16 protein-coding genes and 1 tRNA gene are annotated in these 15455 nt (G+C 65.5%); 4 read left to right on the plus strand and 13 right to left on the minus strand.

The window, feature by feature from the left end; all coding sequences use genetic code 11:
• Positions 1 to 6: 6 nt before the first annotated feature.
• Together ACE3SL_RS12130 and ACE3SL_RS12135 are read right to left on the minus strand one after the other, a co-directional pair.
• Positions 7 to 1209: a M20 family metallopeptidase gene (locus ACE3SL_RS12130; RefSeq protein ID WP_374525998.1), complete on the minus strand. Its 1203-nt coding sequence runs from the start codon at positions 1207 to 1209 to the stop codon at positions 7 to 9.
• Entirely contained in the window at positions 1190 to 2149 is a 960-nt protein-coding gene (locus ACE3SL_RS12135; RefSeq protein WP_374525999.1) for an acyl-CoA desaturase, read from the minus strand. Before ACE3SL_RS12135 ends, ACE3SL_RS12130 begins: the two co-directional genes overlap by 20 nt.
• 84 nt (positions 2150 to 2233) lie before the next feature.
• On the opposite strand from ACE3SL_RS12135, the gene ACE3SL_RS12140 reads away from it, so the two are divergent.
• Positions 2234 to 2557, plus strand: coding sequence for a metalloregulator ArsR/SmtB family transcription factor (locus tag ACE3SL_RS12140; protein WP_374526000.1), 324 nt, complete (start codon positions 2234 to 2236; stop codon positions 2555 to 2557).
• Here ACE3SL_RS12140 and ACE3SL_RS12145 read toward each other — a convergent pair.
• A complete protein-coding gene (locus ACE3SL_RS12145; RefSeq protein ID WP_374526001.1) occupies positions 2554 to 3729 on the minus strand; it encodes an acyl-CoA dehydrogenase family protein in 1176 nt (391 codons plus the stop codon). The two genes, ACE3SL_RS12140 and ACE3SL_RS12145, sit on opposite strands and share 4 nt — an antisense overlap.
• Before the next feature lie 216 nt (positions 3730 to 3945).
• Here ACE3SL_RS12145 and ACE3SL_RS12150 point away from each other — a divergent pair, with 216 nt between their 5' ends.
• The gene (locus ACE3SL_RS12150; protein ID WP_374526002.1) at positions 3946 to 5217 is read left to right on the plus strand and encodes a dipeptidase; all 1272 of its coding nucleotides are present in this window, start codon (positions 3946 to 3948) and stop codon (positions 5215 to 5217) included.
• Positions 5218 to 5318: 101 nt separating this feature from the next.
• On the opposite strand, the gene ACE3SL_RS12155 is transcribed toward ACE3SL_RS12150, so the two are convergent.
• The 3 genes from ACE3SL_RS12155 to ACE3SL_RS12165 all read right to left on the minus strand — a co-directional run bounded on the left by ACE3SL_RS12155 (position 5319) and on the right by ACE3SL_RS12165 (position 7564).
• Entirely contained in the window at positions 5319 to 5738 is a 420-nt protein-coding gene (locus ACE3SL_RS12155; RefSeq protein ID WP_374526003.1) for a hypothetical protein, read from the minus strand.
• Positions 5735 to 7027 (minus strand): FAD-dependent oxidoreductase, encoded by a 1293-nt coding sequence (locus ACE3SL_RS12160; RefSeq protein ID WP_374526004.1) that lies wholly within the window; start codon positions 7025 to 7027, stop codon positions 5735 to 5737. The genes ACE3SL_RS12155 and ACE3SL_RS12160 overlap by 4 nt, the downstream gene beginning before the upstream one ends.
• A gap of 366 nt (positions 7028 to 7393) precedes the next feature.
• Entirely contained in the window at positions 7394 to 7564 is a 171-nt protein-coding gene (locus tag ACE3SL_RS12165) for a YegP family protein (RefSeq protein WP_374526005.1), read from the minus strand.
• A 14-nt stretch (positions 7565 to 7578) separates the two neighbouring features.
• Here ACE3SL_RS12165 and ACE3SL_RS12170 point away from each other — a divergent pair, with 14 nt between their 5' ends.
• Together ACE3SL_RS12170 and ACE3SL_RS12175 are read left to right on the plus strand one after the other, a co-directional pair.
• On the plus strand, positions 7579 to 7800 hold the full coding sequence (locus tag ACE3SL_RS12170; RefSeq protein WP_374526006.1) for a hypothetical protein: 222 nt from the start codon (positions 7579 to 7581) through the stop codon (positions 7798 to 7800).
• A 570-nt stretch (positions 7801 to 8370) separates the two neighbouring features.
• A tRNA-Gln gene (locus tag ACE3SL_RS12175) sits at positions 8371 to 8444 on the plus strand.
• Positions 8445 to 8485: 41 nt separating this feature from the next.
• On the opposite strand, the gene ACE3SL_RS12180 is transcribed toward ACE3SL_RS12175, so the two are convergent.
• From ACE3SL_RS12180 to ACE3SL_RS12210, 7 genes are all read right to left on the minus strand, one after another.
• Complete coding sequence (locus tag ACE3SL_RS12180; RefSeq protein ID WP_374526007.1) at positions 8486 to 10072, minus strand: GMC family oxidoreductase; 1587 nt, start codon at positions 10070 to 10072, stop codon at positions 8486 to 8488.
• Positions 10073 to 10445: 373 nt separating this feature from the next.
• Positions 10446 to 11360 (minus strand): sterol desaturase family protein, encoded by a 915-nt coding sequence (locus ACE3SL_RS12185; protein ID WP_374526008.1) that lies wholly within the window; start codon positions 11358 to 11360, stop codon positions 10446 to 10448.
• Positions 11353 to 11895, minus strand: a complete 543-nt coding sequence (locus ACE3SL_RS12190; RefSeq protein WP_374526009.1) for a hypothetical protein — start codon at positions 11893 to 11895, stop codon at positions 11353 to 11355. Before ACE3SL_RS12190 ends, ACE3SL_RS12185 begins: the two co-directional genes overlap by 8 nt.
• Complete coding sequence (locus tag ACE3SL_RS12195; protein ID WP_374526010.1) at positions 11892 to 12326, minus strand: TIGR01244 family sulfur transferase; 435 nt, start codon at positions 12324 to 12326, stop codon at positions 11892 to 11894. Before ACE3SL_RS12195 ends, ACE3SL_RS12190 begins: the two co-directional genes overlap by 4 nt.
• A 53-nt stretch (positions 12327 to 12379) precedes the next feature.
• A complete protein-coding gene (locus tag ACE3SL_RS12200) occupies positions 12380 to 13192 on the minus strand; it encodes a sterol desaturase family protein (protein WP_374526011.1) in 813 nt (270 codons plus the stop codon).
• A gap of 75 nt (positions 13193 to 13267) precedes the next feature.
• Complete coding sequence (locus ACE3SL_RS12205) at positions 13268 to 14326, minus strand: helix-turn-helix domain-containing protein (protein WP_374526012.1); 1059 nt, start codon at positions 14324 to 14326, stop codon at positions 13268 to 13270.
• Between the two features lie 15 nt (positions 14327 to 14341).
• A partial coding sequence (locus tag ACE3SL_RS12210; protein WP_374526013.1) for an RQC domain-containing protein occupies positions 14342 to 15455 on the minus strand: 1114 nt, incomplete at its 5' end.

The following is a 15455-nucleotide window of genomic DNA, read 5'->3' on the forward strand; positions in this document are numbered from 1 at the left end:
TTTTCTTCAACCGAACCCCTCGTTCAAAAACCGCTCCGCCAGCGCCGCGTGCAGCGCCGCGCCGCGCGCCATCACCGTCTCGTCCAGCACCATATGGTTGCTGTGCAACCCGCAGCATTGGCGCCAGTCGCTCCCCGCCTCGCTCGCGCCGAGCCAGAACATCGCACCGGGAACCTTTTCGAGGACGTAAGAGAAATCCTCGGCGCCCATCACCGGATTGTCCATCGTCAGCCAGGCTTCCTCGCCAAAGGTCTCCTCGACGACCGATTGCCCGAACGCGACCGCGCGCGCGTCGCAGATGGTGACGGGGAAGCCTTCGTCGATCACCACCTCGGCGGTGCAGCCATGCGCCTCGGCGATCGCGGGAACAAGCCGTTTCAGTTCGCGTGCCACCATCGCGCGGCGTTCGGGCGACAGGGTACGGATCGTGCCCTGCATCTCGGCGGTTTCGGGGATGATATTGTTCGTCGTCCCCGCCGCGATCTTCGCGATCGTGACCACCGCCGGATCGAAGACCGAGATGCGGCGCGTGACCATCGTCTGGATCGCGGTGACGATCGCGCAGGCGACCGGGATCGGATCGATCGCATCCTGCGGCATCGACGCATGCCCGCCCGCGCCCTTCACTATGATCGACAGCACGTCCGACGAGGCGAGCAGCGGTCCCGCGCGCCCCGCGAAAATGCCGTGCGGCGCATTGGGCATGATGTGGAGCGCAAAGGCCGCATCGGGTAGCGGATCGATCAGCCCGTCCTCCAGCATGAAGCGCGCGCCATGATGGCCTTCCTCGCCCGGCTGGAACATGAACATTACGGTGCCGGGCAGCCGGTCGCGCGCCGCGCAGAGCAGTTTCGCCGCGCCGACGAGCATCGCGACATGCGTATCGTGCCCGCACGCATGCATCGCGCCGCTGATTTCGGAGGCAAAATCGAGCCCGGTCTCTTCGAGCAGGGGCAGTGCATCCATGTCGCCGCGCAGCAGCACCGTGCGCCCGTTCGCCGGCCCGCGCAGGATCGCGACCAGCCCCGTCGTCGACGGCCCCTCGCGCAATTCGAGCGGCAGCCCGGCCAGCGCATCCTTGATCTTCGTGAGTGTCTTCGGATTCTGCAGGCCCAGTTCGGGCTCGCGATGAATCGCGCGGCGAAGGTCGACGAGATCGTCGAGCAGCGTTTCGGCCTCGGCGGGCCAGCTATATGATGAGATGTCCATGCGGCAACTGTGCCGCGAAGCCTTGCCTGTGTCGAGGCACCTCGGAGAGGCCGGGTCGAACCCCCATCGTATCAGGCGTGCGGACATCCCACACCAGCCCGAACCGCTCGCACAGGTGAATCAAGGCATAGCCCCAGTCGCTCTGGCCGGGATGAAGACCTATCCGCGCCGAGCCGGGGTAGGCGTGATGATTATTGTGCCACGCCTCGCCCATCGTCGGGATCGCCGCCCACGGCACATCGAAAGCCTGCACGCCGTGGGCATCGACGGTCCAATGCTGCGGCCCCCGATTGTGCGCGAGATGGCCGACGAGCCAGTGCCCGTGATTCGCGACCGCGATGCGCGCCGCGACGCCCCAGACGACCCAGCCCCAGCCGCCGATTGCAAAGAAGATCAGCGCGACCGGCAGTTGCTGCCAGCGCCATGTCGCCTCAAGCCAGCGATAGAAGGGATCGCGCTCCAACTCGGCAAAGTCGAAGCGCGGCGGATGGTCGAGATCGAGGCGGCAATAGATTTGCCACCACGCATCGCGGAGCATGCCGGTGCCGTGGCGGAGGAAGGGATGACAGTCGGCGTGCCGCTGCGCCCAGTCGCGCGTGTCGTGCGCACGGATGATGCCATAGGGACCGGCCATGCCGACGAAGGCGCCGAACCAGACGAGTATGCGCGCCAGCCAGCGCGGCGCCGCGAAGCTGCCATGGATCATCATGCGGTGATAGCCGACGCTATGCCCGAGCAGCAGCGCCGCTCCGGTGGTCAGGAAGAAGAGCGCGATTGCCCCCGGCGTCACGAAGAAGGGCCCGGCGATCAACGCGACCATCGCCGTGCCGCCATTCCAGGCGATGCTAGGCATGTCGGCCCGGACACGGCCGGCGAGGGGGTCGGGCCCCGGCTCGTCGATCAGGAAGTTGACGGCGTGGGGATCATCGTTGCTTCGCATCGTCCGACTCCTGCAAGAAAATAAGAAATTACTTAAATATCTAAATCCTTGTCAAGTCGGCAATGCACGCCCATTTAGGGACATATGGAACGGGTATTTCAGGCCTTGGCCTCGACGCCGCGACGCAAGATTCTGGCCTATCTTGCGCATGCCGAGTTGAGCGCGGGCGACATCGCCGCACGTTTCGACATGAGCAAGCCGGCGGTGTCGCAACATCTTTCGGTGCTCGAAAACGCTGGACTGATCGTCAGCGAGAAGCGCGGCCAGTTCGTCTTTTACCGACTCGTCCCCGAGGCGCTCACCAATGTGCTCAACGGCTATGTGCAGGAAGTCTGCCCGGTGTCACGGCCACTGAAGGCCGAATCGCGCGCGCTGGCCGACAAGCAAGCGAAGGACAACGAAGGCTAACGCCTTCCCCCGAACAACTGCCGCCCCGCCAGATCGAGCATGATTTCCTCGCTGCCGCCGCCGATCGCGTTGACGCGGACCTCGCGGTAGATGCGTTCGACCTTGCTCCCAGTGATGTAACTCGCGCCGCCCAGTACCTGCGCCGCCTCGCGCGCGACGGCTTCGAGCATCCGCGTCGCCTGCACCTTCAGCATCGCGAAATCGGCGGGACGGTCCTTGCCGGTCTTGACCTGCCAGGCGCAGAGGTCGACCCACGCCTGCGTCGCCTCGATCTGGCGCTCCATGTCGGCGAGCTTGATGCGGATCGACTGGTGGCCGACGAGCGGACGCCCAAAGGTCTCGCGTTGCTGCGCCCACTCCGCCGCCTCGGCGAGCGCGACGCGAGCGTAGGCGCAGCAGCCCATCGCCATGCCCAGCCGCTCCGAGTTGAAGTTGCGCATGATGCCGATGAAGCCGCCATTTTCTGGCCCGATCAGATTTTCGGCGGGGACGCGAACATCACTGAAGTGAATCGCGGCGGTGTCGCTGCACCGCCAACCCATCTTGTCGAGCCGCGTCCGTTCGACGCCCGGCGCGTCCATCTCGATCAGCAACAGCGAGATGCCCGCAGCGCCGGGTCCGCCGGTGCGGACGGCGCAGGTCAGCCAGTCGGCACGCATGCCGCTGGTGATGAACATCTTGCCGCCGTTGACGATGTAGGAGTCGCCATCCCTGACCGCGGTCGTCTTGAGGTTCGCGACATCGCTCCCGCCGCCCGCCTCGGTGATGCCGAGCGCGATGATCTTGTCGCCCGCAAGCACGGGCGGCGCGACGCGCTGCTTCAATTCCTCCGAGCCGAGCGCAAGCACCGGCGGCAACCCGATTCCGTGCGTCATCAGCGACGCGCCGAGCCCGCCCGCGCCGACCGCGGCGAGCTCCTCGGTCAGCACCAGTCCGTGAAAATTGTCGAAGCCCTCGCTGTGCCCGCCATATTCTTCGGGATAGCGCAGCCCAAGGATGCCCGCCTCGGCGGCTTTCCTGTGCAGCTCGCGCGGCAATTCACCCTCGGCCTCCCAGCGGTCGATGTTGGGCGCGATCTCGCGCGCGACGAAGCGGCGGACGCTCTGCGCCAGCGCTTCGTGGGTTTCGTCATAATAGGGCGAACGGGCGCGCCAATCGTCGAAAGCTGTCATGAAGGGATGCTGCGCCGGGTTTACGTGAACGTCAAGTTCGAGGGGGCCGGAGGCGCTTTTAAATATTCTCACACAAAGACACAAAGAGGACGGTACATGTCTGCAACCGCCCTCTTTGTGTCTTTGTGTGAGTATCAAAATGCGCGACCTTGCGGTCGCGCGTGCACCCAAAAATTCGGCTCGATTTCCGCGTCATGGTCCTTAAGGTCGCAACCCATGAACAAGCCTCTTCTGCTCGCCGGCCTCGCCGCTTTCGCCCTCATATCCACCCCCGCCACCGCGCAGCAATCGCCCGAGGCGGTCGCCGAAGCCGCGCTCAAGAAGGCGCCGGTGTTCGACGGGCATAACGACGTGCCGTGGGCGCTGCGCGAGCGCGTGCACAACATGATCAACGGTTTCGATTTCCGCGACACCACCCACACCGCGAAGCCCGGCGCCAACCCGCCCGAGATCGCGATGCACACCGACCTCCAGCGCCTCCGCAAGGGCCATGTCGGCGCGCAATTCTGGTCGGTCTATGTCCCCGCCAACCCCGACGAGCCGCAGGCGATCCAGCAGACGCTCGAACAGATCGACGTGACGAAGCGGCTGGTGGCGCGCTATCCGGACGACCTGATGCTCGCAACGAGCAGCACCGAACTCGAAAAGGCGATGAAGGCGGGAAAGATCGCCGGGATGATCGGCATGGAAGGCGGGCATTCGATCGGCGGATCGCTGGCCGTGCTGCGCCAGATGTACGATCTCGGCGCGCGCTACATGACGCTGACGCACAGCAGGAACATCGCCTGGGCCGACAGCGCGACCGACGCGCCCGCGCACGACGGGCTCACCGATTTCGGGGTGCAGGTGGTGCGCGAGATGAACCGCATCGGGATGATCGTCGACCTCAGCCACACGAGCGAAGCGACGATGAAGGACGCGCTCGCCGCGTCGAAGGCGCCGGTAATGTTCAGCCATTCGGGGGTACGCGCGATCAACCCGCACCCGCGCAACGTCCCCGACAGCGTGCTGCCGCTGGTCAAGGCGAACGGCGGGATCATCATGGTCGTACTGCTGCCGACCTTTCTCGACGCCGACGTCCGCGCGCAGGGGCTTGCACGCACCGCCGAGCAGGCGCGGCTGAAGGCGATGTATCCGGGCGATCCCGCCGCGGCCGAGGCCGAGCTCAAGGCGTGGGACGCAGCGCATCCCGCGCTCACCACCAACGTCGCGAAGGTCGCGGACCATATCGACCATATCAGGAAGACGATCGGGGTCGAGCATGTCGGGCTCGGCGGCGATTATGACGGAATGGACTCGGCACCCGTCGGCATGGAAGATGTCTCGGGCTATCCCGCGCTGTTCACCGAGCTGGCGAAGCGCGGCTACAGCCAGGCCGACCTCGAAAAGATCGCCAGCGGCAACATGCTGCGCGTGCTGAAGGCGGTCGAAGCTTATGCCGCGAGCCAGAAGGGCCAACCGCCCGAAGAGACGCCGGTGGCGGAATAAGACCGCATCGGCAGGCTCGTCATTGCGAGCGTAGCGAAGCAATCCAGGGCCGTTTACGCCTGCTCTGGATTGCTTCGCTACGCTCGCAATGACGATGATATCTAATTCTGTTCTTTCGCCCCAAACGGCCACGCGACCGCGCCGCTCGCCCACAGTGTCCACCAGATGATCAGCGGCTGCGCGGCGAGCCGCGGGCCGTGATACCACCAGCCGAGCGTCGTGCCCCCGATCGCGACATGCGCGAACGCATGGTGGAAATTCGCAGGCCAGACGCACAGCGCATAGAGCGCGAGCCCCCAGCCCGCCGCCTTGCGCGTCCGCGCTATCGTCAACCCAAGCGCGCCAGCCAGCTCGGCAACCCCCGTCGCCGCGACGACCAGCGCCGGCTCGGGCACCCAGGGCGGCGTGATCGCCACGAACGGCGCGGGCGTCGCGAGGTGCCGATAGCCTGCATAGGCATAAGCGAGCGTCAGCAGCCAGCGCAGCGCCGGGCGCCAGAACCCCGCGGCGCCCGCCTTCACCGCCCGATCGCGGCGAGCATCGCCTCGACGCTGGTGAATTTCTCGCGCGGCCTGCCGTCGAGCGCGGCGGCGACCTCGGCCGCCTCGATCCGGCGCCAGTCGCGAAAGGTTACCGGCGCGACGTCGCGGCTCGCGAGCAGGGCGTCGAGCCCCGCGCGTCCCGCCTTGCCCGCGCCGCGCCCGATGTCTTCCAGCACCAGTTCGGCGATTCGCGCGCCGTCGGGCTTGTTCGTCCCGATCGTCCCCGACGGCCCGCGCCGCGCCCAGCCCACCGCATAAAGGCCGGGCAGAATTCTCCCTTCGTCGCTCGCGAACCGCCCGCGGCCATGCTCATAGGGGACGCCGGGAATCGGCGGCGTCTGATAGCCGATACAGCTCACCACCAGTCCCGCCTCGATCGTATAGGTCTCGCCGGTGCCATGGCTGCGAAGATCGGCATCGAGCGTCGTGCGCTCGACGATAACGCGCTGGACGCGGCCGTCCCCCTCGATCGCGACCGGCATGGCGAAGAAGTCGAAATCGATCGTCACGGGCTTCGCGATGGGGTTCGCAGCGAACTGGCGCAGATGCGTCACCGACTTGCGCATACCCGGCTCGAGCATCGCATCGTCGCCCTCTGCCGGAAGGTCGGCGGGGTCGACGCGCGGGCTGGCGCGTTCGAGATGGCCAAGCTCGCCGAGCTCCTTCGGGGTCATCGCGATCTGGTGCGGGCCGCGGCGGCCGAGGATATGGATATGCCGCACCGCGCTCGCCGACAGCGCATCGCGCGCATGCGCGACGATGTCGCTCCCCGCGAACTCGGCAGGGGTCTTGGCGAGGATGCGCGCGACGTCGAGCGCGACATTGCCGTTGCCGATCACCGCGACGCCGGGGGCATCGAGCGGCGGGTCGAGCGTCGCGAAATCAGGGTGGCCGTTATACCAGCCGACGAAGGCCGCGCTGCCGATCACGCCGGGCAGATCGGCGCCCGGAATCTCCAGCGGCCGGTCGTGCGGCGCGCCGGTCGCGAGCACGACCGCGTCGTAAAGGTCGGTCAGTTCGTCGATCGACACGTCGCTGCCGACCGCGACATGGCCGACGAAGCGGACATTATCGGTGAGCGCAACCCCCTCGTAGCGGCGCGACACCGCCTTGATCGACTGGTGATCGGGGGCGACGCCGGTGCGGATCAGGCCATAGGGAACGGGCAGCCGGTCGATGACATCGACCGCGATATCGTCGGCCTTCTGCAATGATTCGGCGGTATAATAACCCGCCGGACCCGACCCGACGATCGCGACATGACGCATCAGCCCACTCCTCCGGGGTGTCCGCGCCGGACGCGGCCCCCTCTTGTTGTGCGGGCGATGCTAGCGGCGAAATGCGCCAGAGCAAGCGGACTGTTGCAAGTCGCCGCGGCGGCCTTGACAGGAGGTCCGCCGGATCATATTGCGCGCGCCTCGTTGCCCCGTCGTCTAATGGTAAGACTGGAAAGGGCGCAATATTTTCAATGACTTGATCGTTTGATATTGCGTCGAATTGCGCCTTGTTGCGCATTTCGTCACACCGAGGATGTGACCGTCACAATAGGCTTTGGACGCTATACGGAAATGAAAAGTCTGTGGAGAAATGGCGCCGCATCGGCAATTATCGATACGACGCCACTCTCTTTGCGTTTAGTAAACCGGCGAGTTGTAAGACGCCTTCATGATCGCGATGCCGTTGATCGCGTCTTGGCGGTTATAGTAGCCTTCGCCGCTGTCAGCGATAGTGCGACCATTGGCCGCCACATAGCGCCACCGCCACTGGCTACGGGTGTCTTGGTAAAGTTTATAATGTCCGTTCATGATAGGATATCCCTATGTCGGAATTCAAAAGCTATTTGGTGAGCTATCGTCATGACGGCGGCGAGTGGAACATCGAACTGCCGGCAACTTCTATAGAGGACGCGCGCCAGCGGCTCAGCCAGTTGCATTTTGGCCGGGTCGAGGGCGAGGTTATCGCCAGAATTCCGAGTTCGTTGGGCCCCATCGCCATGCTTGCAGCGTGGGCGCGGAATGCCGTTTCCACGCTGAGCCGATAGCGCCGTCGGTAGTGGGAAAGCCTTGTTTTCTGCGGTATCCTTTCGAGCCCTAGAGCCCGAAGGATGTTGACCAGACCGCTAAAGAGGCGTACAACCCATTTGTGATCACAGCCAACGCTCCTTCGGGACGTTGTTTTCCAATAGGGCCGGTGGAGATTAGTGGTCTCCCCCGGCCCGATTTGTTTTAGCAGATGGTCGTAAAAATGCAAGATGAACGGCCCGGTCACCTTATGTTTGTTCACTAGGCGTTCTAAGGGCGGAATTCGGCTGCTTATAAAGATTCCTTTATACCTAGCTAGCTCAGACCGACGACTTTTCGAGGCGCGGCCTACATTAGAACAAAACATGAACATTACTTTTCATGTGCGATTCAATTGCTGAACAATCGAGTGCAGATCAGGCACGAATGATGCGAAGGCCATGCAATCGTTCTCTAGTGTCGGCCCTAATTTTGAGTCGAAAAACGGCAGAAAACCGATTGTGACGTTTCGTCACACCATGTCCGTCACAATTTCTCGTCGCATGGGGCCTTGACCCGCAGAAATCAGCCGTTTATGGGCCGCCCCTCGTTGCCCCGTCGTCTAATGGTAAGACTACGGATTCTGATTCCGTCTATTGAGGTTCGAATCCTCACGGGGCATCCAGCTTTTCCGACAATCAGGCCTCTTTAATCAGGCCCCAGTAATCAGGCCAACGCCGCTTTTACGAAATCGGCCGCGCGTTCGCCGATCATGATGCTCGGCGCGTTGGTGTTGCCGCTGACGAGGCGCGGCATGATGCTCGCGTCGGCGACCCATAGCCCCTCGATGCCGTTCAGCTTGAGCGCCGGATCGACCACCGCGTCGGCGTCGCTTCCCATCCGGCATGTGCCCACCGGATGATAGACGGTATCGGCGCGGCTGCGAATCAGCGCGTCGAGCGCGGCATCGTCATCGAGATCGACCGGATGCCGGTCGATGCCGGCATAGTCCGACAAAGGCGGCGCGGCGACGATGCGGTGCATCATCCTTACCCCGGCGCGCAACGTCGTCATGTCGCGCTCGTCGGTCAGGAAGCCGGGATCGATGAGCGGCGCCGCGGCCGCATCGCCCGATGCCAGCGTCACGCTTCCCCGGCTCTCGGGGCGCAGCACGCAGGCGTGGCACGAAAAGCCGTGCCCCTTCACCTTGGCGCGGCCATGATCCTCAAGCATCGCCGGGACGAAATGATATTGCACGTCGGGCGCGGGCAGGTCGGGATGCGATTTCCAGAAGCCGCCCGCCTCGGCGAAGCAGGTCGTCATGATCCCGGTGCGCTTCGTGCGATGTTCGACGATCGCCTTCACCATCCGCCACGTCCCGCCCAGGCTGTCGCCGAACGGATCGGTCGAGCGCGTCTCCCAGCTCGACACATAATCGATATGGTCCTGCAAATTCGAGCCAACGCCTTCGCGATCGGCGACCACATCGATCCCCCTGTCCTTGAGGTGCGATGCGGGTCCGATCCCCGACAGCATCAGAATCTGCGGGCTACCGAACGCCCCCGCCGACAGGATCACACCGCCGCGCGCCCGCAGCGTCTCGCGCTTGCCGCCGCGCCGGATCACCACCCCCGTCGCGCGCCCGCCCTCCACGATGATCTTCTCGACCAGCGCTCCGGTACGGATCGCGAAGTTCGCCCGCTCGCGCAGCGGCTCGACATAGGCGCGCGCCGCCGACCAGCGCTCCCCCGCCTTCTGCGTCACCTGATAGAGCCCGAACCCCTCTTGTTGTGCTCCGTTGAAATCGGCGGTGCGCGGCAATTGCAGCGCAGCGGCGCTCTCGACGAAGCGCCGGCTCGTCACATTGGGCCAGCGCTGGTCCATGACATTGAGCGGCCCGTCGCCGCCGTGGAAGTCATCGCTACCGCGCTCATTGCCTTCGCTGCGCTTGAACCAGGGCAGCACGTCGGCATAGCTCCACCCTGTCGCGCCGAGTGCCTCCCATTGGTCGTAATCGAAGGCGTGCCCACGAATATAGACCATGGCGTTGATCGCGCTCGACCCGCCGAGCCCGCGTCCGCGGGGCTGATAGCCGGTGCGGCCGTTCAGCCCCTTCTGCGGCACCGTCTCGTACCGATAGTTGGACGCATCGGGGATGAAGGGCATGAAGCCCGGCGTCTTGACCCGGATCGTGTCGTTGCGGCCGCCCGCCTCGATCAGGCAAACGCTGCGCGACCCGTCCTCGGCGAGCCGCCCTGCCGCCGCGCTCCCCGCGCTGCCGCCGCCGATGACGATGATGTCGAACTGATCCATGCTTGCCGCTCTCCCTCGCCGCCGATCGGTGGTCATTGGAGACTTACATGAATGTCATTAGTAGGCGAGGCAAGGAAGAAGAGGATTTCGCGCAGAGAACGCAGAGCGCGCAGAGGGGAAATGAGGTTCGCGCGGAGACGCGGCGGCGCGGAGAAACTATCCCTCTCCGTTCGTGCTGAGCTTGTCGAAGCACCGTCCTTCTCCAGAGTTCAAAAGAGAAAGAGCGGCCCTTCGACAAGGCTCTCCTGAGCGCCTGCAAGGCAGTCGAAGGGCTCAGGGCGAACAGCTTTCTGTTTTTCTCCGCGCCTCCGCGTCTCCGCGTCTCCGCGTGAGCAAAATCTCTGCGCGAACCCTCCAACGCCCGGTTGGCGGGCTACTCTGCCGCTTCCTCTACCGGCCGCCCCGCGGCCCAGCGTTCCTTGATCGTCGCGCTCGTCGCGCGGCTGCCGTCGTGGCTCCAGCCGGGCTCGCGCCACATATAGGAGAGCTTGTGCCGCCAGGGCGCCGCCCACACATCCTTCGCGATCCCGACCCATTCGTGCACCGCGGCCCAGAGGATGTTGAAGCTGCCGAGCTGCTTGACGATGCCGTATCGCACCGGCTCGTCGTCGCGTTCGGCGACGAAGCTCCCGAACATCCGGTCCCAGATGATGAAGACCCCGGCATAGTTCGCATCGAGATAGCGCGGGTTCACCCCGTGATGGACGCGGTGGTGCGACGGCGTGTTCATCACCGCCTCGAACCATTTGGGCATCCGCCCGATCGCCTCGGTATGAATCCAGAATTGATAGATCAGGTTCAGCCCGGCGCAGAAAAAGACCATCGCGGGCGGAAAGCCGATCAGGAACAGGGGCAGGCGGAACAGGAAGGTCAGGCTGAAGAAGCCCGTCCATGTCTGCCGGAGAGCGGTGGAGAGATTATAATGCTGCGAGCTGTGGTGGATGACATGGCTCGCCCAGAACCAGCGCACGCGGTGCGCGCTGCGGTGAAAGACATAATAGGCAAGATCGTCGAGGAAAAAGCAGAGAATCCACGCCCACCACCAGGTGCGGAATTCGATTCCGATGTCGAAGATGTGGAACTGGTAGACCCACACCGCCATGCCGATCACCGCCGCGCCGACCGCCGCGCCCGCGACCTGGCTGATCGTCCCGAGCATCAGCGAGGTCAGCGTATCGCGCGCCTCGTAGCGGCTCCTGTCGCGGCGCAGCGAGATGAGCATCTCGACGATAAGCAGCAGGATGAAGCCGGGAACGGCGTAAACGACGGGATCGGGCAATTTATCCACGTTTTGCAGCCCCTTCTGACGAAGGGGTGGCGGCACCGGCCCGCTCCCCCACCCGGCCGCCCACAGCGTATCCTGAAATGGGCGGCCGGGTGGGGGAGCGGGCCGGTGCCGCCTCGTTCGGCAACGCCGAACGACCGGAGATTTCCCGCATCCGGCTCGCCCACATCCCCGCATCCTTCCCCAATTGCAGCGTCACCGCGCCGAACGTGCGCTCGGGGCCGGTCAGCGTCAGGAACTCCTTGTCGAGCCGCCCGACCGTCGCCGCATCGACCGGCCGCGCCGCGAAATGATTGCCGTGCGCGCGCACCAGCATCATCCGCCCCTCGGCATTGCGGACGATTGCGGCAAAGCCCGCGCGGTCGCGCGCGACCTCGATGCCCTTGAACCCCGCCTCGGCTTCCTCGGCGAGCCGGATCGCATGATCGGCATCCGCGATCCGCGGGTCGGCACCGAGCCCGATCCGCTTGACCAGCCAGGCGACGAACAGCACCGCGACAAGCGATGCGCCGAGCTGGATCAGCGCCGCCTGGTTCATTTTTCCCCCGCGAGCGCGTCCAGCATCGGCCGGAGGCCGGTCAGGTCATAGCCCGCCTTCGCCGCCGCCGCGACGATTCCCTCGACATCCTCGCCCGCCCGCGCCCGCGCCAAGGCCCAGAGGTGCGTCGAGCGCGTTCCCGAGCGGCAATAGGCGAGGATCGGCCCCGTCGCGTCGGCCAGCAGCTTGTCGAGCGCGTCGATCTGCGCGTGGCTGAACCCCGCATGGCCGATCGGGATGGCGGCATAGGCGAGGCCCTCGGCCGCGGCGGCATGGGCGATGTCGTCGCCTTGCGGCGCCGAAGGCTCCTCGCCGTCGGGGCGGTTGTTCACTACCATGGCAAAGCCTTGCGCCTTCGCCTCGGCGACATCCTCGATCGAGATTTGCGGCGCGACGCTATAGTGGGCGGACAGGGGACGAAAATCGCTCATGCCAGCGATCTACTCCCGCCGCGCCCGTGCTGACAAGCATGAAAGGAGCGGGATCAGGCGGTTGCCTCCGCCCGGTCCGCGGCGCGCACCGGCGCGCGCGACACGACCTCGTGAAACCGCTCGGCATAATGCGGATGCTCGGTCCCCATCCATCTGTCCCACCAGGTGAAATAGAGGCCGTAATTGGTATTGAAGCCGCCCGCATGGTGCAGGTCGTGGTGCGTCGTCGTGTTGATCCAGCGCGTCAGCGGCGTCGCCAGCCACCAGCGCGGATGGAGTTCGAACCCGGCGTGGCCCATCGCGTTGCGGATGATCTGGAAGTTGATCCACAGGAACATGACCCACACCGGCGTTGCGACGAAGAAGAGCCAGATCGGTACGAACAGGATCATCACGAATGCCTCGGGGATAGCGAAGCTATAGGCGGCCCACGGCGTGGGCGTGATCGAACGATGGTGCGCGCGGTGGAAATGCTTGAACAGCTTCGGATGGTGCATCACACGATGGACCCAATAGAAATAGGCGTCGTGCGCGACGACGATCGCCGCCAGCAGCGCCGCATCGCCCCAGAAGCCGTAACTCCCCTGAAAGCGGTGCAGTACTCCGGCATCGACGCCCCAGACGATGAACAGCGCGACGAACAGATAGACACCAACCGTCTGCAGCGATTGCAGGAATTCGCGGCGCCTGTCGGCGGCGGTCGCCTCGCGCGCCTGAATCTTGCGCGCCGCGATGCTCGACCGGCGCAGCCCCCAAACGACGGCGCTGGTGACGCTCGCGGCGACAAGATAGCGCCCGAAGTCGAAGGCGAACATCGCCGGGCCCTGCTTCAGCAGGATGGCGAGGGGAGGAATGGATTCGATCATGCAAGCATCCTTTGAAAAAGATGCAGCGTTTCGATCATTATCCTGCCCTCATTGCCCCGCACTGTCGAAAATCGGCTAGCCGATTCCGGAATCGGCCAGTCTGGCGGCGCGATATTCGCTCGGCGTCATCCCCTCGGCATCGCGAAACGCACGGTTGAACGGCCCCAGCGAACCGAAGCCCGCATCGAGCGCGATCGTCAGGATCGGCACCTCGCGCTGCGCCGGATCGGCGAGCGCCGCGCGCACCTCGTCGAGGCGGAAGCCGTTGAGGAAAGCAGTGAAGTTGCGGTGCCCCATCTCGCCGTTGATCGCGCGCCGCACGCGATATTCAGGCTCGCCGAGCCGCGCCGCGAGCGCGGCGATGCTGAACCCCTCGGCGCGATAGGCGCGCTCCTCGGCCATCACCACGCCGAGCCGCTGCGCGAGCGCCGAAGGTTCGGCGGGCCGCGCGACCGGCGTCTCCGCGGCGTCGGGCGCGGCGAACAACTCGCCCGAACGGAAGCGATAGAGGCCAACCGAGACGATGAAAGTCGCGATCAGGATCGCGACGAGGGTCAGCGTGCGCGCAAGGTCGTGGCCCATGTCACGGTTGTGGAACATCTCGATGAAGCTGACCCAGATGGCGAAACCGCCGATCGCGCCGATCACCGCCAGCCGGAACGCGCGCCGCGCCTCGATCAGGTCGTTCGCGCGCCCGCGCCACGCAATCCACATCCCCGCCACCGCGAAACCGAACATGCCGATACGGACGAATATCCAGAGCGGCCAGCTATAATCGCCGGTCGTCGCCATCAGCGCGATCTGGATCAGCGGCAACATCCCGAAGCCTGCGACCAGCGCCCAGCTCGGCCAGCCGATCCGGCGCCGGTCGTCGAACCACAGCCGCGCGAAGAGCCAGAACAGCGCGGGCACCATCACCGACAGCGCGTCGGCGATCACATAGGGGAAGCGCGTCGGTCGGTCGGGATGGAGCACACGCGCGAGCAGATAGGCAATGATCGAGAGATTCATCGCGATCGCGACCCGCGCAGCAGGCACCGCGCGATGGTCGCGCCACAGGATCGCAATCCACAGCAGGAACAGCGCGACCGCGCCGCCGCGAATCATCGGGTCGATAAGGTCGAACGCCCCCATGCGCGCCCTGCTAGCTCAAAACTGGCGGATCACCGACAGGAAAGCGTCGCCCCACGCCTCCAGCTTCTTCGCCCCGACGCCGGGGATCGACGCCAGATCGGCGCGCGTCGCGGGCCGCTCGCTCGCCATCGCGCGCAGTGCCGCGTCGTGGAAGATCACATAGGGCGGCACCTGCGCCTCGGCGGCAAGCTCGCGCCGCATCGCGCGCAGCGCGTCGAACAGCGGATCGCCGACCGGATTGGCCTCGGCGCGGTCGGCCCGCGAAGCCCGCCCACCTTCGCGCTGCGTCCGCTTCACCGGCGGTTCCGCCATCAGCACCGGCGTCTCGCCCTTCATCATCGTGCGCCCGGCGGGGCCGAACATCAGCCCGCCATGCTCGGTCGTCTCGAGCGCCTCGCGCGCGACGAGGGTGCGGACGAGCGGCTTGATCAGCCGCGCCTCCTCGCCCTCGACGATCCCGAACACCGACAATTTATCGTGCCCGCGCTGGGCGATCCGTTCGTCGCTCTTCCCCGTCAGCACCGCCTCGACGTGCCCCGCGCCGAAGCTTTGCCCGGTGCGATAGACCGCGCTCAGCAATTTCTGCGCGAGCACCGTCGCATCGATCTGGCGCGGAGGGTCGAGGCAAGTGTCGCAATTGCCGCAGCGTTCGGGCGGGTGCTCGCCAAAATGGCGGAGGAGCAGCGCGCGGCGGCATTCGACCGTCTCGACCAGCGCCGCGAGCGCATTCAATCGCGCCCGCTCGCCCGCCATGCGCGCTTCGGGCAGCTCGCCGAGCCGCATCCGCGCCCGGGCGAAATCGTCGGCGCCCCACAGCATCAGCGCCTCGGCCGGGTCGCCGTCGCGTCCCGCACGCCCCGTCTCCTGATAATAGCTCTCGATCGACTTCGGCAGCCCGGCATGCGCGACGAAGCGCACGTCGGGCTTGTCGATCCCCATGCCGAAGGCGACCGTGGCGGTGACGATCCCGTCCTCCGACGCGACGAAATCATGCTGCACGCGCGCGCGCCGTTCGGGGTCTAATCCAGCGTGATAGGCCGCGACCGGCCGCCCCGTCGCCGCCGCGAGCTTCGCCGCCATCCGCTCGGTCCCGTCGCGTGTCGGGCAATAGACGATCCCCGGCCCCGGA

This window comes from Sphingopyxis sp., assembly GCF_041916015.1.
GTDB lineage: Bacteria > Pseudomonadota > Alphaproteobacteria > Sphingomonadales > Sphingomonadaceae > Sphingopyxis.

Coding starts and splice junctions, on each gene's coding strand:
- ACE3SL_RS12130 (WP_374525998.1), bottom strand. CDS start 1,209: ATGGACATCTCATCATATAGCTGGCCCGCCGAGGCCGAAACGCTGCTC.
- ACE3SL_RS12135 (WP_374525999.1), bottom strand. CDS start 2,149: ATGCGAAGCAACGATGATCCCCACGCCGTCAACTTCCTGATCGACGAG.
- ACE3SL_RS12140 (WP_374526000.1), top strand. CDS start 2,234: ATGGAACGGGTATTTCAGGCCTTGGCCTCGACGCCGCGACGCAAGATT.
- ACE3SL_RS12145 (WP_374526001.1), bottom strand. CDS start 3,729: ATGACAGCTTTCGACGATTGGCGCGCCCGTTCGCCCTATTATGACGAA.
- ACE3SL_RS12150 (WP_374526002.1), top strand. CDS start 3,946: ATGAACAAGCCTCTTCTGCTCGCCGGCCTCGCCGCTTTCGCCCTCATA.
- ACE3SL_RS12160 (WP_374526004.1), bottom strand. CDS start 7,027: ATGCGTCATGTCGCGATCGTCGGGTCGGGTCCGGCGGGTTATTATACC.
- ACE3SL_RS12165 (WP_374526005.1), bottom strand. CDS start 7,564: ATGAACGGACATTATAAACTTTACCAAGACACCCGTAGCCAGTGGCGG.
- ACE3SL_RS12170 (WP_374526006.1), top strand. CDS start 7,579: ATGTCGGAATTCAAAAGCTATTTGGTGAGCTATCGTCATGACGGCGGC.
- ACE3SL_RS12180 (WP_374526007.1), bottom strand. CDS start 10,072: ATGGATCAGTTCGACATCATCGTCATCGGCGGCGGCAGCGCGGGGAGC.
- ACE3SL_RS12190 (WP_374526009.1), bottom strand. CDS start 11,895: ATGAACCAGGCGGCGCTGATCCAGCTCGGCGCATCGCTTGTCGCGGTG.
- ACE3SL_RS12195 (WP_374526010.1), bottom strand. CDS start 12,326: ATGAGCGATTTTCGTCCCCTGTCCGCCCACTATAGCGTCGCGCCGCAA.
- ACE3SL_RS12200 (WP_374526011.1), bottom strand. CDS start 13,192: ATGATCGAATCCATTCCTCCCCTCGCCATCCTGCTGAAGCAGGGCCCG.
- ACE3SL_RS12205 (WP_374526012.1), bottom strand. CDS start 14,326: ATGGGGGCGTTCGACCTTATCGACCCGATGATTCGCGGCGGCGCGGTC.